Source organism: Pseudomonas sp. B14-6, assembly GCF_013260315.1.
Taxonomy (GTDB): domain Bacteria; phylum Pseudomonadota; class Gammaproteobacteria; order Pseudomonadales; family Pseudomonadaceae; genus Aquipseudomonas; species Aquipseudomonas mandelii.
In genome coordinates this window covers 1,557,365-1,573,340 of sequence record NZ_CP053929.1, presented here as the reverse complement: position 1 = coordinate 1,573,340, position 15,976 = coordinate 1,557,365, and the positions used below count along the sequence as shown (strand labels likewise).

Sequence of the window (15,976 nt, the reverse complement as noted above, 5' to 3'; positions counted from 1 at the left end):
AATGCCGAAAGAGTACAAATGTACTCCATGACGACTTTAACTCCCCGCCGTACCGCCATCCTGACCTTTATCCGTGATCGAATCGCGGAGCACGGTCAATCCCCGAGCCTCGCTGAAATCAGCGAGGCATTTGGTTTCGCCTCCCGCAGCGTGGCGCGCAAGCATGTGCTGGCGCTGACCGAGGCCGGTTTTATCGAGGTCAACCCGCATCAGGCCCGGGGCATTCGTTTGCTCGGGCAACCGGCGCGGCCCGAATTGCTGGACATCCCGGTACTCGGGCGGGTCGCGGCGGGTGCGCCGATCGGTGCCGATGCCGAAGTGCACAGCCGCTTGCTGCTCGACCCGTCGATCTTCTCGCGAGTGCCGGACTACATGCTGCGGGTCCAGGGCGACTCGATGATCGAGGACGGTATTCTCGACGGCGACCTGGTGGGCGTACACCGCAATCCCGAAGCGCTCAACGGCCAGATCGTCGTGGCGCGGCTCGACGGCGAAGTCACCATCAAGCGTTTCGAGCGGGTCGGCGATGTTGTCCGGTTGTTGCCACGCAACCCGGCCTATAAGCCGATCATCGTCGAGGCCAATCAGGACCTGGCCATCGAAGGCGTGTTCTGCGGTCTGGTGAGGCAAGGGTGATGGGCGCCGTCGTTGCGTTGGATACGCTGTTCAATGGCGGCCAGGTCTGGAAGGGCCGGCCTGCGCCACCATCTGTCAGCCCGCAACCGACCGGGCATGCCGCACTGGACGCGGCGTTGCCCACCGGCGGCTGGCCGGAGGCGGCGCTGACCGAAATCCTCCTGGCCGGGCAGGGCGTTGGCGAGTTGCAACTGGTGTGGCCGGCCCTGGCGCGGCTGTCGGCGGCGGGCGAGCGCATTGTGCTGGTGGCGCCGCCTTACGTGCCGTATCCCCAGGCCTGGCAGAACGCCGGGGTCGATCTGCGCCAGTTGTCGATCATCCAGGCCAGCGAGCGCGATGCGCTGTGGGCGGCGGAACAATGCCTGCGTTCGGGCAGTTGCGGCGCGGTGCTGTGCTGGCCGCACAAGGCCGATGACCGGGCGCTGCGACGCTTGCAGGTGGCGGCCGAAACCGGCTCGACCCTGGCGTTCGCCTATCGCTCGATCAACGAAGCCATCAACCCTTCGCCTGCGGCGCTGCGCATCGCCATCGATGCCCGGCCTGCACAGTTGCGTGTGCTCAAGTGCCGGGGCGGACTGGCGCGTTCGGCGCCGATTGCCTTTCCCGTGGGGCATTGAGGTTGCCATGCGCTGGGTGTGCATTCTCTTCCCGCAATTGGCGCTGGACGCGGTACTGCGTCAGCGCCCCGATCCCGATGAACCGTTGGCGCTGCTGACGGGGCCGGCACAGCGCCGGGTGTTGCAAGCGGTCAACGCTCCGGCGCGGGCGCTGGGTTTGCGCCCGGGGCAGTCGATGACCGCCGCCCAGGCCTTGAGCAAAGGTTTTGTCACGGCCGAATACGATGTCGCCGAGATCGAGCACTGGCAACAGTTCCTGGCGGCGTGGGCCTATCGGTTCAGCTCTCAGGTTAGCGTGCATTACCCGCGTGCCGTGGTGTTTGAAATCGAATCCAGCCTGGGGTTGTTCGGGCCGTGGCCGCAGTTCGAGGCGCGGTTGCGTGCCGAGCTCGGCGAACTGGGCTTTCGGCATCGGATCGTCGCCGCGCCCAACCCGGTGGCTGCGCGGGTGTTGGCCAATATGTATGACGGCCTGGTGGTGCCGGACGATCAAGCCTTGCGCTATCACCTGGGGCAATTGCCGGTTGACCGGATCGCCCTGGAACCGGCGGTGGCCACGGCGTTGTCGCGCATGGGGTTGCGCACCTTGAGCCAGGTTCAGGCGTTGCCGCGCAACAGCCTGGCGCGACGTTTCGAGGCCCAAGTGCTCAAGCACCTGGATGCGCTGTTCGGCGAGCGGCGGCTGGCGCTGGCGTTCTACCTGCCGCCGGACCGTTTTGATGTGCGCATCGAGCTCAACTTCGATGTGCAATCCCATCAGGCGTTGTTGTTTCCATTGCGTCGCTTGACCGGCGATCTGTCGGCCTTCCTTTGTGGCCGGGACAGTGGCGTGCAGCGTTTCGACCTGCACCTGGAACACGCCGGCTTGCCGGACACGCTGATCAAGGTCGGCCTGCTCAGCGCCGAGCGCGATCCGGCGATGCTCTTCGAACTGGCCCGGGGACGGCTGGAACAGGTGCAGGTCGAGGCCCCGGTGCGCGGTTTTCGGCTGCGCGCCGAAGACCTGCCGAGCTTCGTCCCGCAACGTCAGGAACTGTTCGACGACCGTCCGCAGCAGACCTTGCCCTGGGAGCAACTGCGCGAACGCTTGCGTGCACGGCTCGGGGATGACGCGGTGCATGGCTTGCGTTTCCAGGCCGATCACCGGCCAGAGTGCGCGTGGCAGGCACGGGTCGACAGCCAACTCTGCGCGGGGTTGGTGGGCGTGCAGCGTCCGGGCTGGTTGCTGACGGAGCCGCAGGCCGTACACGAAGGCTCGACACGGATCCTCATGGGGCCGGAGCGCATCGAGTCCGGCTGGTGGGACGGCGACGACGTGCGCCGCGATTACTACCTGATCGAAACCCGTTCCGGCCAGCAGGGCTGGGCCTACCGTGCGGTGGGTGAGGGTGGCCCGCTGTGGCTGCAAGGCTGGTTCGCATGAGCGTCGAGTATGCGGAGCTGCACTGCCTGTCGAACTTCAGTTTCCAGCGCGGTGCTTCCAGTGCCCTGGAATTGTTTCAGCGGGCGAAAAAACACGGCTATCAAGCGCTGGCGATCACCGATGAATGCACCCTGGCCGGTATCGTCCGCGCCTGGCAAGCGGCCAAATCCGTGGAGCTGCCGCTGATTATCGGCAGTGAAGTGCGCATCGAGAACGGTCCGAAGCTGGTGCTGCTGGTGGAAAACCTTGAGGGTTACCAGACCCTGTGTCGGTTGATCACCCGGGCGCGGCGCCGCACGGAGAAAGGCCAGTATCAAGTGCTGCGTGAGGACTTCAGTGAACCGATGCCGGGGTTGCTGGCGCTGTGGGTGCCGGACACGGTCGATGATTTTTCCAGCGGTCATTGGCTCAAACAGACGTTCACCGATGGCCTGTGGCTGGCGGTGCAGTTGCATCGCGGGCAGGACGACACCCGGCGACTGGACGCGCTGTTGACCCTGGCTCGGGAACTGCGGATTCCTGCGGTGGCCAGCGGCGATGTGCACATGCACACCCGTGGACGGCGCGCCTTGCAGGACACCATGACCGCGATCCGTCATCACCTGCCGGTGGCCGAGGCCGGGTTGCGGCTGCATCCGAACGGCGAGCGGCATGTACGCAGCCTCGATGCCCTGCAATCGATCTACCCGCAAGCACTGCTCGATGAAACGCTGACCATTGCCCGGCGTTGCACCTTCGACCTCGGCCAGTTGCGTTACCAGTATCCCCGCGAGCTGGTGCCGCAAGGCCAGACGGCCACGTCCTGGCTGCGGCATCTGACCGAAGAAGGGATCGCGTGGCGCTGGCCGGACGGTCCGCAAGCCAAGGTGCTGGTGCAGATCGACAAGGAGCTGGAGCTGATCGCCGAGCTGGGCTATGAAAGCTACTTCCTCACGGTGCACGACATTGTGCGGTTTGCCCGTGAACAAAAAATCCTCTGTCAGGGCCGGGGTTCTGCCGCGAACTCGGCGGTGTGTTTTGCCTTGGGCATCACGGAAATCGACCCGGACCGCACCACGCTGTTGTTCGAACGCTTTCTCTCCAAAGAGCGCAATGAACCACCGGACATCGACGTCGATTTCGAACACGAGCGCCGCGAGGAGGTCTTGCAGTACGTGTTCCAGCGTTATGGCCGGACCCGCGCCGCGCTCACGGCAGTGGTCAGCACCTATCACGCGGCCGGCGCTGTGCGCGATGTGGCCAAGGCCCTGGGTTTGCCACCGGATCAGATCAACGCCCTGGCCGATTGCTGCGGCCACTGGAGCGATGCAACGCCGCCCGTGGAGCGCCTGCTTGAAGGCGGTTTCGACCCCGAGAGCCCGGTGCTGCGCCGGGTGCTGAGTTTGACTCAGCAACTGATCGGTTTCCCCCGGCATCTGTCCCAACACCCCGGCGGTTTCGTGATTTCCGAGCAGCCACTGGACAGCCTGGTGCCGGTGGAAAACGCTGCCATGGCCGAGCGCACCATCATTCAGTGGGACAAGGACGATCTCGATGCGGTGGGGCTGCTCAAGGTGGATATTCTGGCCTTGGGCATGCTCAGTGCGATCCGCCGCTGTTTTGATCTGCTGCGTCGTCATCGCCATCTGGACTTGAGCCTGGCGACGATCCCCGCCGAAGATGTCCAAACCTACGACATGATCGGCCGTGCCGACACCATCGGCGTGTTCCAGATCGAATCCCGGGCACAAATGTCGATGCTGCCGAGGCTCAAGCCCCGGACCTTCTATGACCTGGTGATCGAAGTGGCGATCGTCCGTCCGGGGCCGATCCAGGGCGGGATGGTGCACCCGTACCTGCGACGGCGAAACAAGGAGGAACCCGAGGTTTACCCGTCCCCGGCGCTGGAAGTCGTGCTCAAACGCACCTTGGGCGTGCCGCTGTTTCAGGAACAGGTGATGCAGATTGCGATTGTTGCCGCCGACTACAGCCCCGGCGAGGCTGATCAGTTGCGTCGCTCCATGGCCGCCTGGAAACGCCATGGCGGACTGGAACCGCACAAGGATCGGCTGGCCGCCGGGATGAAGAAAAACGGCTATACGGCCGAGTTCGCCGCGCAGATCTTCGAGCAGATCAAAGGCTTCGGCAGTTATGGTTTTCCTGAGTCCCACGCCGCCAGTTTCGCCTTGTTGACCTATGCCAGTTGCTGGTTGAAATGCCATGAACCGGCGGCCTTCGCCTGTGCGCTGATCAATAGTTGGCCCATGGGTTTCTACAGCCCGGACCAGATTCTGCAGGACGCGCGCCGGCATCATTTGCAGATTCGCCCGGTGGACGTGCGCGCCAGTGACTGGGATTGCAGCCTCGAACCGATCACCGGCGCGCAGCCGGCGATTCGCATGGGGCTGCGGATGATCAAGGGCTTTCGCGAGGACGATGCCCGGCGCATCGAAGCGGCGAGGGCAAAGGGTGTATTTGTCGACATCGCCGACCTGGGCGAGCGCGCACGACTCGACGCCCGTGCCCAGGAACAACTGGCCGATGCCGGTGCGCTGCGGGGGCTGGCCGGTGACCGTCATCGGGCGCGCTGGGAAGTGGCGGGGGTGCAGAAGCAGCTCGGTTTGTTTGCCGGCCTGCCGAGTCAGGAAGAACCTGCGATCTATCTGCCCAAACCCACAGTGGGCGAGGACCTGCTGGCCGACTACAACAGTGTCGGCACCACCTTGGGTCCGCATCCATTGGCGTTGTTGCGTGGTGAGTTGAAAGCCCGACGTTGCCGCAGTTCGAAAGAGCTGATGGAGGTCGAGCACGGGCGACCGGTCAGCGTCGCCGGGCTGGTCACCGGCCGGCAACGGCCGGGCACGGCCAGTGGCGTGACCTTCGTCACCCTCGAAGACGAATTCGGCAACATCAACGTCATCGTCTGGCGCGACCTGGCTGATCGGCAGCGAAAAGTGCTGGTCGGCTCGCAGTTGCTCAAGGTCGATGGCCGCTGGGAAAAGGAAGGCGAGGTGCGCCACCTGATTGCCGGACGCTTGAGCGACCTGAGCCCATTGCTGGATGGCATCAGCGTGCGCAGCCGCGATTTCCACTGATCCCAACCACTGATCGCGACAGCCAATGCATTGGCGCCAATAAAAAATTAAACACTGTTATCAGTGATGGCACTTTGGCATAATGCCGGCCGCCGACGTCCCGCACGTCGATTATCGATTTGATTCCCCCTCGCTTTTTCGCCGCTGCAATCCGCAGCGGTTGGCTATTGCCGTGCCGGGATAAACCGTTTTTTCAGAAGGAATGCACAGTGAGAATGATCTCTCGGATGTTGGTATCGGCGGCAGCGATTGCCCTTTTGGGCAGCATGGCCGGTTGCGCCACGGAAAGCTCGCGCGCCTTGCCAGTCGCAAAAGTCGAAAGCGCCAGCGTGGCGTATGCCGGTGTTCGTGTGCCCATGGCGGTCGGCAAGTTCGACAACCGTTCAAGCTACATGCGCGGCATCTTCTCCGACGGCGTGGATCGCCTCGGCGGTCAGGCCAAGACCATCCTGATCACTCACTTGCAGCAAACCAACCGCTTCAGCGTGCTGGACCGCGACAACATGGGCGAGATCCAGCAGGAAGCCGCGATCAAGGGCCAGTCCCAGCGCCTCAAGGGTGCTGACTTTGTGGTCACCGGTGATGTCACCGAGTTCGGCCGCAAAGAAACCGGCGACCATCAGCTGTTCGGCATTCTCGGTCGCGCCAAGACCCAGGTGGCCTACGCCAAGGTCAACCTGAACATCGTCAATATCAGCACCTCCGAAGTGGTTTATTCGACTCAGGGCGCGGGCGAGTACGCCTTGTCCAACCGTGAAGTCATCGGCTTCGGCGGCACCGCTGCCTACGATTCGACCCTCAACGGCAAGGTGCTCGACCTGGCCATGCGCGAGGCGATCAATCGCCTGGTAGACGGGATGAACGCCGGGGCATGGAAACCGGGTAACTGATCAAGGTTGATGACAAGGAGCGGTAAAAGCATGTTCAAGACGTATGTGTCGTGGGCGCTGATGGCGTCGACATTGCTGGTCAGCGGCCTGTTGGCCGGTTGCGCCGGCCCGAAAACCCTTTACCAGTGGGAAAGCTACCAGCCGGAAGTTTACGAGTACTTCAAGGGTGAAGAACCCAAGGAAGCCCAGGCCGAAGCGCTGGAACGCGACCTGCAGAAGATCAAGTCCACCGGCAAGACGCCGCCGCCTGGCTACCACGCTCACCTGGGGCTGTTGTACCTGAGCATGGGCAAGGACGATCAGATGGTGCAGCAGTTCAGGACTGAGAAAACCCTGTTTCCCGAGTCGACGCCGTACATGGATTTTCTGCTTAAAAACGCCAAGACCGGAGACACCCAATGATCGCGCGTTCATTGAAACTGATGGCCGGGTTGCTGGCGCTGGCTGTGCTCGGTGGCTGCGTCAGCCCCAAGACCGTGGACTATTCGGCGTACAAGCAAGCCCGTCCGAAAACCATTCTGGTGCTGCCGCCGCTGAACAACTCGCCGGACGTCAAGGCGTCCTACAGCATGTTGTCGCAGGTCACGTACCCGTTGGCAGAAGCCGGTTACTACGTACTGCCGATCACCCTGGTCGATGAGACATTCCGCCAGAATGGCCTGACCACACCGGCGGACATTCACCAGGCCCCGGCCAACAAGCTGCAGGAAATTTTCGGTGCCGATGCGGCGTTGTACATCACCGTGACGGACTACGGTACGCGCTACATGATCATCAGCAGCGAAACCGTGGTGACCGCCACCGCGAAACTGGTAGACCTCAAGAGCGGCACCACCCTGTGGACCGGCTCGGCCCGGGCTTCGAGCGAAGAGGGCGGCAACAACGGTGGCGGCGGCTTGGTTGGCATGCTGATTACGGCAGCGGTCAAGCAAGTGATCAACAGCGCCACCGACGCCGGTCACCCGATTGCCGGTGTGGCCAGTGCGCGCCTGCTGTCGGCCGGTCAACCGGCGGGCTTGCTGTACGGACCGCGTTCGCCGAAATACGGTACTGATTGAACCCAGTGAGATCGTTCCCACGCTGCGTGGGAACGATCAGTTAAGGGACGATCATTTGGTGGCAGGCCAAAACCGCTCCCCACCCCCGGCGCATCCGTCCACGCCTGCAACGACCGCGTCGGTAAATCGAAATAATCCCGGGTCCGTGCATAGCCATGCCCACCCATGCGCCCGATCGCATCCAGCCCCAGCTGATCGATGTACAAGGTTTTCGGGTCGATCAATTCGTCCCGCACATGCGCCATCAACACCTCCCCGAAGATAATTTCCCGCGACTGCCCGATGGACAGCGCCATCATCCGCCGACACTCCAACGCCACCGGCGCCTCGCCGATGCGCGGGCATTTGACCGTGGTGCCGGCAATCGCCGTCAGCCCCGCAGCCGTCAACTCATCGAAGCCGGGCGCGAAGGGCACCGCGCATACATTCATCGCCTCCACCAGCGCATCGCTGACGATGTTGACGGTGAATTCCTGATTGAGCTGGATGTTGCGGGTGGTGTCCTTGGGGCTTTGGTCGCCGTAGTTTTCCACGCCCAGCGCCAGGATCGGCGGGTCGGCGGACAGCGCATTGAAGAAACTGAACGGCGCGGCATTGATCCGGCCTTCGCCATCAATCGTGGTGACCAGCGCAATCGGCCGAGGCACCACGCTACCGATCAGAATCTTGTATTTGTCCCGCGCACTCAATGTGCTGAAGTCGAAGCTTTGCATTGGCAGACATCTCTAAATAAGGGGATTGATTACGCTCAACGGCGCGTCTGCGCTGTAGTCATCGGCGAACGGAATGGCCGGTTTGAACAGGGTTTTCCAGTCCGGTCGGCCCATGGCCCGGTCGCTGTGGCTGCGCATCAGTTTTTCGAATTGTTGTTGGGCCTGGCGTTGCAGAGCGGGGTAATCGATGCCCTGAACCTGGCCGTCTTGCATCACGCAGCGGCCGTCGATGTAACTGGCGATGCAGTCGTCACCGCGCCCGGCCAGCACCAGGTTTTTCAGCGGATCGAACAACGGCCCCAGGTGCAGGCCGCGAAGGCTGAACACCGTGATGTCGGCCTTGGCCCCGGTTGCCAGGCGACCGAGATCATCGCGGCCCAAGGCTTTCGCACCGCCGAGGGTGGCGGCGTTGTACATGTCCAGCGTGGAGGTCAACGCATCGCCGCCCTCCATCAAACGGGCGATGTTCAACCCCTGGCGCATGTTTTCCAGCAGATCCGCCGGCCAGGTGTCAGTGCCCAAGGCGAAGTTGATGCCCTTGGCCCGATAGCGCCCAAACGAATTCAGTGCCTCACCATCGCGAGCAAACACCACCGGGCAATGCACCAGGCTTGCGCCTCCATCCACCACCCGTTGCAGATCGTCATCGCCCGAGGTGTAGATGCCGTGGGGCAGCAGGCTTCGCGGGGTCAGCAGGTCCAGTTGCTGCAACCAGTGCAGCGGCGACACACCACGCAGTTGCTCGACCATCGCCACCTCGCCAAGCCCCTGGCAGCAATGCAAACGCATCGGCGCGCTCAATTCGCGACTCAGCGCAGCGGTGCGTTGCAGCAGCGCCGGGGTGCAGGTCTGGATGCGATCCGGCAACAAGGCGCCGCGAATCAAGCCTTGGTGCGCATCTTCGAAATCATGGAAAAACCGAACCGCCGCATCGAGTCCGGCCATTCCCCGGGCTTCATCCCAGTGATGCCCGAGGGTGCCATCGGCCCGCCAATAACTCATGCCGCTCATGTAGCAGGGGCCGAGGTAAGTGCGCAGCCCCAGTTCGGCCGCCACGCCGGCCACCGCTGCAAATTCGTCGTAGGTCTCGGCCCACTCGCGGTAGTACATCGAGGTGATTGGCAGGGCCGTGGTGATGCCGTTGCGGATCAACTGCGTGAAGGCGTAGCGGTATTTGAAGACTTCTTCATCGGGGTCGAAACTCTCGCGCGGACCGGCCGCCAGATAGTCCTCAGACCACATCCGGCCCATGTCGCGTTCATCGCCGTTGTCCAGCGTCAGCACCGTGGAATCCAGATCCCCGAGTGCGTCCAGATCGATGAAACCCGGGCCGATCAACGCATTGCCATAGTCGATCCACTGATCGACCGGCCCGGTAAAACCACGCCCGACAAACACAATGCGCGAACCTTCGAACACCACTTCGCCGTCGCGCCACAGCACATGCTGCGTGCCGTCGAAGCCGACCACGCAACTGGCCTTCAGACCGATGCATTTCACAAGCGGCTTTCCAGCAGCCGACCACCTGAGGCGATCAACTCACCGCCGCGATAAACCTGCCGCACGGGTCGAGAAACCACGGCTTCGCCCAAAGTCTGTACCGGCATCAGCAGGAAGTCCGCCGCTTGGCCGATCTCCAATCCATACCGTTCACAACCCAGCGCCCGGGCACCGTTCACCGTCGCCGCTTCGAACGCTGCGGCCAGTTCATCGTCCTTGTTCAAGTCAAAGCGCAAGGCCAGCAGCATTGCCCGTTCCAGCATGTCGCCGTTGCCCATCGGCGACCACGCATCGCGAATGCCGTCCGAACCCAGGCAGACATTCACGCCTGTTTCACGCAACGCAAGGAAAGGCGGCACCGCGCAATCGGCCGGCGCCGAACTCATCAGCGAAATGCTCAACGCCGCCAAGCGTTCTGCCAGCGGTTTGACCTGACTCCACGGCAACATCCCCAGGCAGTAAGCGTGACTGATCATCACCCGACCTTGCCGCCCGAAGCGCTCGGTGTAATCGGCGATCAACGCGATTTGCCACAGGCCCAGTTCACCTTTGTCATGCAGGTGAATGTCGACGCCACGGTCGAATTCGCTGGCCAGCTTGAACACGAAGTCGAGTTGCGCGACCGGGTCGTTGTCGATACCGCACGGGTCGAGGCCGCCGACGTTTTCCACGCCCAGCGCCATGGCTTCGCGCATCAGTTCGGTGGTGCCGGGGCGGCTGATCAGGCCGGTTTGCGGAAACACCACCAGTTGCAGGTCGATCAGGTCGCGGTAGATGTCGCGCAGTTGTTGCATGGCCTCGACATGGCGCAGGCCGAATTCCGGGTCGATGTCGACGTGGCAACGCATCGTCAGCGAGCCACGGGCGATGCAGTTTTCCAGCAACGCGCCGGCACGATGGGCGATGGGCGCGTCAACTTCACGCAGGACGCGGCGCTCGTTGGCGATGTAGTCCTTGAGGGTCGGGCCGGCGCTGTTCGGGCGCCAGGGTTGGCCCCACAGGGTTTTGTCGAGGTGGACGTGACTTTCCACCAGGGCTGGGGTGAGGAGCTGGTGTTGGCCGTCGATGTCGGTGGCGGCCAGCGCGGTGTTGGAGGCCGGGCGGCGTTGTTTGAACAGGCCGTTTTCCAGCAGCAGGTCTTCGGCTGTGGCGCCGTAGGGGCGCACGTTGCGTAGCCAGCGGGGGTGAGTCATTGCATACACCTCAAATTTGATGGTGGATTGGCCGGCGTCTTCGCGGGCATGCCTCGTTCCTACAAGGATGCGCATTCCCCTGTAGGAACAAGGCTTGCCCGCGAAGGCCGCGCCTCGGTCTAAAGCCAGGCACTCAGCCCTTGAGCTTCGACCAAACCCGATCCTGCAGCTCCCGCGCCTTGTTGCTGCACTCTTTCTCCGGCCGCAAGCGCGAGGCGAATTCGTCGGGCATGTTGATGGCGTCCATGACTTTCCACTTGGCGTCGAGCAGCTTGTCGCTCTGGATGCCGTTGGCGTAGGCAATGGAATTGGACACGGCGGCGGCGTTTTCCGGTTTCATCATCCAGTCGATGAAAATCTTCGCGTTACCGGGGTGCGGTGCGCTTTTCGGCACGGCGAAGTTGTCCTGGAACATCGCCAGGCCTTCGCGCGGATACACGTATTTGATGGTGCTCTTCTGCAAGGTGGCGCGTGCGGTCGAGCCGTTCCAGTTCTGCATCATGATCACTTCACCGGAGGCCATGCGGTCGACGGTGTTGTCCGAGCTGTACATCTTCAGGAACGGTTTCTGTTTTTGCAGCAGTTCGAGGATGCGCTTGGCGTCCTGCGGGTTTTCGCTGCATTCGTCGACGTTCAGGTAATGGCTGGCGGCGTTGATCACGCTGCTGGAAGTGTCGAGGGCGGCGAGTTGCCCTTGCAGTTCCTTGCGCGGTTCGAAGAACTCTTTCCACGAATCGTCGAGCTTGCCGCCGGGCACGCGCGCGCTGTCATAGGAGAACCCGGTGGTGCCCCACAAATACGGTGCGGAGAACTTGCGGCCGGGGTCGAATACCGGATCGCGGAATGCGGGTTTCACGTATTGAAAGTTGGGCAGGGTGGAGGCGTCGATTTCCAGCAGCAGGTTCTGGTTGATCAAGGTGCGCATGATCGACTGCGACGGCACGATCACGTCATACGCCGCGCCACCGGCCTGCAACTTGGCCAGCAGGGTTTCGTTGCTGTCGTAGCCGTCCATGGTGACCTTGATCCCGGTCTCCTTTTCGAACTTGGCCAGCAGGTCGACCGGGTAATAATCGGTCCAGTTGTAGAAAAACAGTTCCTTGGGTTCGGCGGCGTGCGCGCCGAACGCAGTGAGTGCAGTGAAGCAGCTTAGGGCCAGACCGGCGACAGCGGGACGCATGCTTTTTGTTTTCATTCGAGAACGCTCCAGGCTCATTGTTGTTTACCGCGCTGTCCCAGCCAGAAGGCCAGCACCACCAGCACGATGGAAATCAACAGCATCAGGGTCGAGATCGCATTGATCTCCGGTGTTACGCCGGCCTTGATTGCCGAGAAGATGTACACCGGCAAGGTGGTCGAACCCGGGCCGGCGACGAAGAAGGTCATGATGAAATCGTCGAGGCTGACCACGAACGCCAGCACCGAACCGGACAGCACTGCCGGCCACAACAGCGGAAGCGTCACCCGGCGGAAAACCTGCCACGGGTTGGCGTACAAGTCGTTCGCCGCCTCCAGCAGGCTCTTGTCCAGATCATTCAGGCGTGCGCGGATCGGCAGGTACGCGAAGGGAATGCAGAAGCCGATGTGCGCGACGATCACCGTCAGCAAACCGAGCTTGATTCCCAGCGCCATGAACAGCAGCAGCGTGGCCACGGCGGTGACGATTTCCGGCAGGATCAGCGGCAGGTTGATCCCCCCCTCGACCATCTTCTGTCCATAGAACGGCCGGTACGTTGCCAATGCCGCGAGCAGCGCAATCGCCGTGGCGCAGACCGTGGCGATGCTGGCGACGATGATCGAATTCAATGCCGCCGTCTGGATCGACGGGTTGGCCAGAATCCGTCCGTACCAGGCGAACGAAAACTCGGTCCACACCGTCGCCGAGCGGTTGGCGTTGAAGCTGTAGGCGATCAGGACGAAGATCGGCACGTACAGATAGGCGAGGATCAGCAGGCTGACTTCGCGGGTCAGTGGCAGTTTTTTCAGGTGCAGGGCGATCATGCGGTGGCTCCCCGACGTAGTGTTTTGGCAGCGCTGCGGCTATAGAGCGCGTAACCCACCAGCGACAGCAGCAGAATCCCCAGCAACAGGAACGACAGCGAACTGCCCAGCGGCCAGTTGCGCGCGGTGCCGAACTGCTGCTGGATCAGGTTGCCGATCATCAGCGTCTTGCCACCGCCGAGAATCGCCGGGGTGATGAAGGCCCCCAGGCTCGGCACAAACACCAGCAGGGCACCGGCAATCACCCCCGGCATCGACAGCGGCAGGATGATCCGCTTCAGCGCATGCCAGCGATTGGCACCGAGGTCGTAGGCGGCTTCCACCAGGCGCCAGTCGAGTTTTTCCAGGGTCGAATAGATCGGCAAAATCATGAACGGCAAGAAGCTGTAGACCAGCCCGACACAGACGGCGAAGTCGTTGTAGAGCAGGGTGATGCCGCCGGCCTGGGGGAACAGCGCGTTGAGGCTTTGCGCGACCCAGCCGTGCTCGCGCAGGATGATCAGCCAGGCGTAGTTGCGAATCAGCAGGTTGGTCCAGAACGGGATGGTAATCAGCAAGACCATGAGGTTGCGCCGACGCGGCGTGAGGCTCGACATCCACAAGGCCACCGGAAAGCCGAACAGGAAACACAGCATGGTGGTGCCACCCGCCTGGAACACCGAGCGCAACAACGCCTGGGCGTAGACCCAGTTCAGTTCCAGTTCACCGTCGAATCCTTCCTGGAAAAACAGCTGCACGTAGCTTTGCAATTGCCAGTCGGCCTGCCAGTCGACGCCGCCATACACATTGCGCGGCAACAGGCTGATGTAGCCCATGATCCCCAGCGGAATCGCGATCAGCGCCAGCAAGGTCAGAATTACCGGGCTCAGTAACAGGGCGCGGTTGAGGGCGGGAGAAGTGCTGCTGACGCTCATCTCAGGCCTCCATCAACAGGCAGGCGTGGGGCGGCAGATTGACCGCCACGCGATCACCGACCACCCGGCCACGGTTCAGGCCTTCGTTGTTTTCGCGCAGCATGACCTTGATGTCGTTGTTCAAGCGGCACTGATAAAGCGTCGCGGTGCCGACATACAACACCGCTTCGATTACGCCGCGCAGGTGATGCGGTTGCGCCGGATCGACCAGTTGCGAACGTTCCGGGCGAAAGGCCAATTGCACCTTGGCGCCGTCGAAGCCTTGAGCCGGGCAAGGAATTTCCACCGGCATGCCGCTCGGCACGAAGAGTTTTTCGTTCTGCTGGCCGCGCTTGAGGTGTCCGGGGAGGAAGTTGATGTCGCCGATGAACTGGGCGACGAATTGATGTTGCGGGCGTTCGTAAATGTCGTTGGGCGTGCCGATCTGCAGGATCTTGCCGGCGGACATCACGGCAATGCGATCAGACAGCGTCAGCGCTTCTTCCTGATCATGCGTCACGAAAATGAAGGTGATGCCGGCTTCCTTCTGTACGCGCTTGAGTTCGACCTGCATTTCCTTGCGCAGCTTGAGGTCCAGCGCCGACAGCGGCTCATCCAGCAACAGTACTTTGGGTTTCGGCGCCAGGGCCCGGGCCAGGGCTACGCGTTGCTGTTGACCGCCCGACAATTCGGCCGGTTTGCGCCTGGCCAGGTGTTGCATTTGCACCAGCGCCAGCATCTCATCGACACGCTGGGCAATTTGCTTGTGATCAAGACCCTGCATCTCGAGGCCGAAGGCGATATTCTGCGCGACACTCATGTGCGGAAACAGCGCGTAGCTCTGAAAGACGGTGTTGACCCGACGCTTGAACGGCGGCAGATCGTTGACCGGTTCACCCGCCAGACGGATCTCGCCGTCGCTGACATGTTCGAAGCCAGCGATGGTGCGCAGGAGGGTGGTTTTGCCGCAGCCGGAAGGGCCGAGCAGGGTGAAGAATTCGTTGTCGGCAATGTCGACTGATACGTTGTCGAGGGCTGGAGCCAGTCCCGGATCGTCGGAATACCGTTTAGAGACGTTACGCACTTCGATAGCTATTGGTTGACCCATAATGGTGCAATCCTCTAATTATTGTATGCAATATCTGGATGCAATCTACAAATAACCGGATTAATCTGCCCGTGCAACCCCCTTTTTCAAAGGCTGCTCATCGCCTGGGGCCGGTTGTTTAGCGCTAAAGGAGGGTTGAAATGACCGATAAGAAACTCGAAACCACAGTCGACCGCGTCTACCAAGGGGTTTACGAGGCGATCAGCAAACGTTCGTTGCGCCCCGGCATGAAGCTCGGTGAGGCTTCGCTGGCCGAACTTTTTAATGTCAGCCGCACGTCGGTTCGTGCCGCGCTCAAGCAATTGGAAGCGGATGGGCTGGTCACCACCGAGCCCAATAAGGGGGCATCGGTGTCGTTGCCCAGCGACGAAGAGATCCGTTCGCTGTTCGAAACCCGGCGGTTGATCGAGATCGGAATCGTCAGCGAACTCTGCCGTCGTCGGGACACCGCGGTGACCCAGGACTTGCGCGATCATTTGTTGCTGGAAGATGAAGCGCACCGCAGCGGCGACCACGAACGGCTGATTCATCTGCTCGGCGAGTTCCACATCAAACTCGCGCGAAGCCTGAACAACCCGGTGCTGCTGGACTGGTTCCAGAAGCTGATTTCCCGTGCCTCGCTGTACGCCGCCGCCCTCGATGACGACAGCCACGAGGCGTGCCGCGATGACGAACATCTTCGGCTGATCGAGTACATCGAGGCCGGCAATCAAAGCGCGGCCATCGAGCTGACCTGCATGCATTTGAATGGTATCGAGAAGGCGATCCTCGACGTTGCCGCCACACTGAAAACCGGCTACCACCCGCTCAAGCACCTGATTGAGGTCTAGCGTTCGCCACAAAAGCCCGCACGGTTTGAATCGGCTAACC

14 protein-coding genes and 1 pseudogene are annotated in these 15,976 nt (G+C 62.0%); 8 read left to right on the top strand and 7 right to left on the bottom strand.

Annotation, left to right across the window (positions count from 1 at the left end; genetic code table 11):
- The first annotated feature begins 18 nt into the window (after positions 1–18).
- The 7 genes from lexA (at position 19) to HP062_RS07040 (ending at position 7,698) form a co-directional block, all read left to right on the top strand.
- Positions 19–636, top strand: a complete 618-nt coding sequence (gene lexA / locus HP062_RS07070; protein WP_042932007.1) for a transcriptional repressor LexA — start codon at positions 19–21, stop codon at positions 634–636.
- Positions 636–1,253 (top strand): translesion DNA synthesis-associated protein ImuA, encoded by a 618-nt coding sequence (gene imuA, locus HP062_RS07065; RefSeq protein WP_010461005.1) that lies wholly within the window; start codon positions 636–638, stop codon positions 1,251–1,253. The genes lexA and imuA overlap by 1 nt, the downstream gene beginning before the upstream one ends.
- A 7-nt stretch (positions 1,254–1,260) precedes the next feature.
- Positions 1,261–2,676, top strand: a complete 1,416-nt coding sequence (locus HP062_RS07060) for a DNA polymerase Y family protein (RefSeq protein WP_172791138.1) — start codon at positions 1,261–1,263, stop codon at positions 2,674–2,676.
- A complete protein-coding gene (locus HP062_RS07055; RefSeq protein ID WP_218585115.1) occupies positions 2,652–5,750 on the top strand; it encodes an error-prone DNA polymerase in 3,099 nt (1,032 codons plus the stop codon). The genes HP062_RS07060 and HP062_RS07055 overlap by 25 nt, the downstream gene beginning before the upstream one ends.
- 215 nt (positions 5,751–5,965) lie before the next feature.
- Complete coding sequence (locus HP062_RS07050) at positions 5,966–6,640, top strand: CsgG/HfaB family protein (protein ID WP_162179691.1); 675 nt, start codon at positions 5,966–5,968, stop codon at positions 6,638–6,640.
- Between the two features lie 60 nt (positions 6,641–6,700).
- Complete coding sequence (locus tag HP062_RS07045; protein WP_370654478.1) at positions 6,701–7,042, top strand: DUF4810 domain-containing protein; 342 nt, start codon at positions 6,701–6,703, stop codon at positions 7,040–7,042.
- The gene (locus tag HP062_RS07040; RefSeq protein ID WP_010460994.1) at positions 7,039–7,698 is read left to right on the top strand and encodes a DUF799 domain-containing protein; all 660 of its coding nucleotides are present in this window, start codon (positions 7,039–7,041) and stop codon (positions 7,696–7,698) included. The genes HP062_RS07045 and HP062_RS07040 overlap by 4 nt, the downstream gene beginning before the upstream one ends.
- Before the next feature lie 51 nt (positions 7,699–7,749).
- Here the strand turns inward: HP062_RS07040 and HP062_RS07035 are convergent.
- From HP062_RS07035 to HP062_RS07005, 7 genes and pseudogenes are all read right to left on the bottom strand, one after another.
- Positions 7,750–8,411 (bottom strand): annotated as a pseudogene (locus HP062_RS07035) (flavin reductase family protein).
- A gap of 12 nt (positions 8,412–8,423) precedes the next feature.
- Positions 8,424–9,911 (bottom strand): amidohydrolase family protein, encoded by a 1,488-nt coding sequence (locus HP062_RS07030; protein ID WP_172791137.1) that lies wholly within the window; start codon positions 9,909–9,911, stop codon positions 8,424–8,426.
- Positions 9,908–11,104: an amidohydrolase family protein gene (locus tag HP062_RS07025; RefSeq protein ID WP_172791136.1), complete on the bottom strand. Its 1,197-nt coding sequence runs from the start codon at positions 11,102–11,104 to the stop codon at positions 9,908–9,910. Before HP062_RS07025 ends, HP062_RS07030 begins: the two co-directional genes overlap by 4 nt.
- 133 nt (positions 11,105–11,237) lie before the next feature.
- Entirely contained in the window at positions 11,238–12,299 is a 1,062-nt protein-coding gene (locus HP062_RS07020) for an extracellular solute-binding protein (RefSeq protein WP_010460986.1), read from the bottom strand.
- Between the two features lie 17 nt (positions 12,300–12,316).
- A complete protein-coding gene (locus HP062_RS07015; protein WP_010460984.1) occupies positions 12,317–13,105 on the bottom strand; it encodes an ABC transporter permease in 789 nt (262 codons plus the stop codon).
- Complete coding sequence (locus HP062_RS07010; RefSeq protein WP_102593986.1) at positions 13,102–14,019, bottom strand: ABC transporter permease; 918 nt, start codon at positions 14,017–14,019, stop codon at positions 13,102–13,104. The genes HP062_RS07015 and HP062_RS07010 overlap by 4 nt, the downstream gene beginning before the upstream one ends.
- A gap of 1 nt (position 14,020) precedes the next feature.
- Positions 14,021–15,106, bottom strand: a complete 1,086-nt coding sequence (locus HP062_RS07005) for an ABC transporter ATP-binding protein (protein ID WP_010460980.1) — start codon at positions 15,104–15,106, stop codon at positions 14,021–14,023.
- Between the two features lie 140 nt (positions 15,107–15,246).
- On the opposite strand from HP062_RS07005, the gene HP062_RS07000 reads away from it, so the two are divergent.
- Positions 15,247–15,936, top strand: coding sequence for a GntR family transcriptional regulator (locus HP062_RS07000; RefSeq protein ID WP_010460977.1), 690 nt, complete (start codon positions 15,247–15,249; stop codon positions 15,934–15,936).
- Positions 15,937–15,976 lie beyond the last annotated feature (40 nt).

Bases quoted from the DNA above. Each gene is read 5' to 3' on its own strand.
- lexA (WP_042932007.1), top strand. From the start codon at position 19: ATGTACTCCATGACGACTTTAACTCCCCGCCGTACCGCCATCCTGACC.
- imuA (WP_010461005.1), top strand. From the start codon at position 636: ATGGGCGCCGTCGTTGCGTTGGATACGCTGTTCAATGGCGGCCAGGTC.
- HP062_RS07060 (WP_172791138.1), top strand. From the start codon at position 1,261: ATGCGCTGGGTGTGCATTCTCTTCCCGCAATTGGCGCTGGACGCGGTA.
- HP062_RS07050 (WP_162179691.1), top strand. From the start codon at position 5,966: ATGATCTCTCGGATGTTGGTATCGGCGGCAGCGATTGCCCTTTTGGGC.
- HP062_RS07045 (WP_370654478.1), top strand. From the start codon at position 6,701: ATGGCGTCGACATTGCTGGTCAGCGGCCTGTTGGCCGGTTGCGCCGGC.
- HP062_RS07040 (WP_010460994.1), top strand. From the start codon at position 7,039: ATGATCGCGCGTTCATTGAAACTGATGGCCGGGTTGCTGGCGCTGGCT.
- HP062_RS07025 (WP_172791136.1), bottom strand. From the start codon at position 11,104: ATGACTCACCCCCGCTGGCTACGCAACGTGCGCCCCTACGGCGCCACA.
- HP062_RS07020 (WP_010460986.1), bottom strand. From the start codon at position 12,299: ATGAAAACAAAAAGCATGCGTCCCGCTGTCGCCGGTCTGGCCCTAAGC.
- HP062_RS07015 (WP_010460984.1), bottom strand. From the start codon at position 13,105: ATGATCGCCCTGCACCTGAAAAAACTGCCACTGACCCGCGAAGTCAGC.
- HP062_RS07010 (WP_102593986.1), bottom strand. From the start codon at position 14,019: ATGAGCGTCAGCAGCACTTCTCCCGCCCTCAACCGCGCCCTGTTACTG.
- HP062_RS07005 (WP_010460980.1), bottom strand. From the start codon at position 15,106: ATGGGTCAACCAATAGCTATCGAAGTGCGTAACGTCTCTAAACGGTAT.
- HP062_RS07000 (WP_010460977.1), top strand. From the start codon at position 15,247: ATGACCGATAAGAAACTCGAAACCACAGTCGACCGCGTCTACCAAGGG.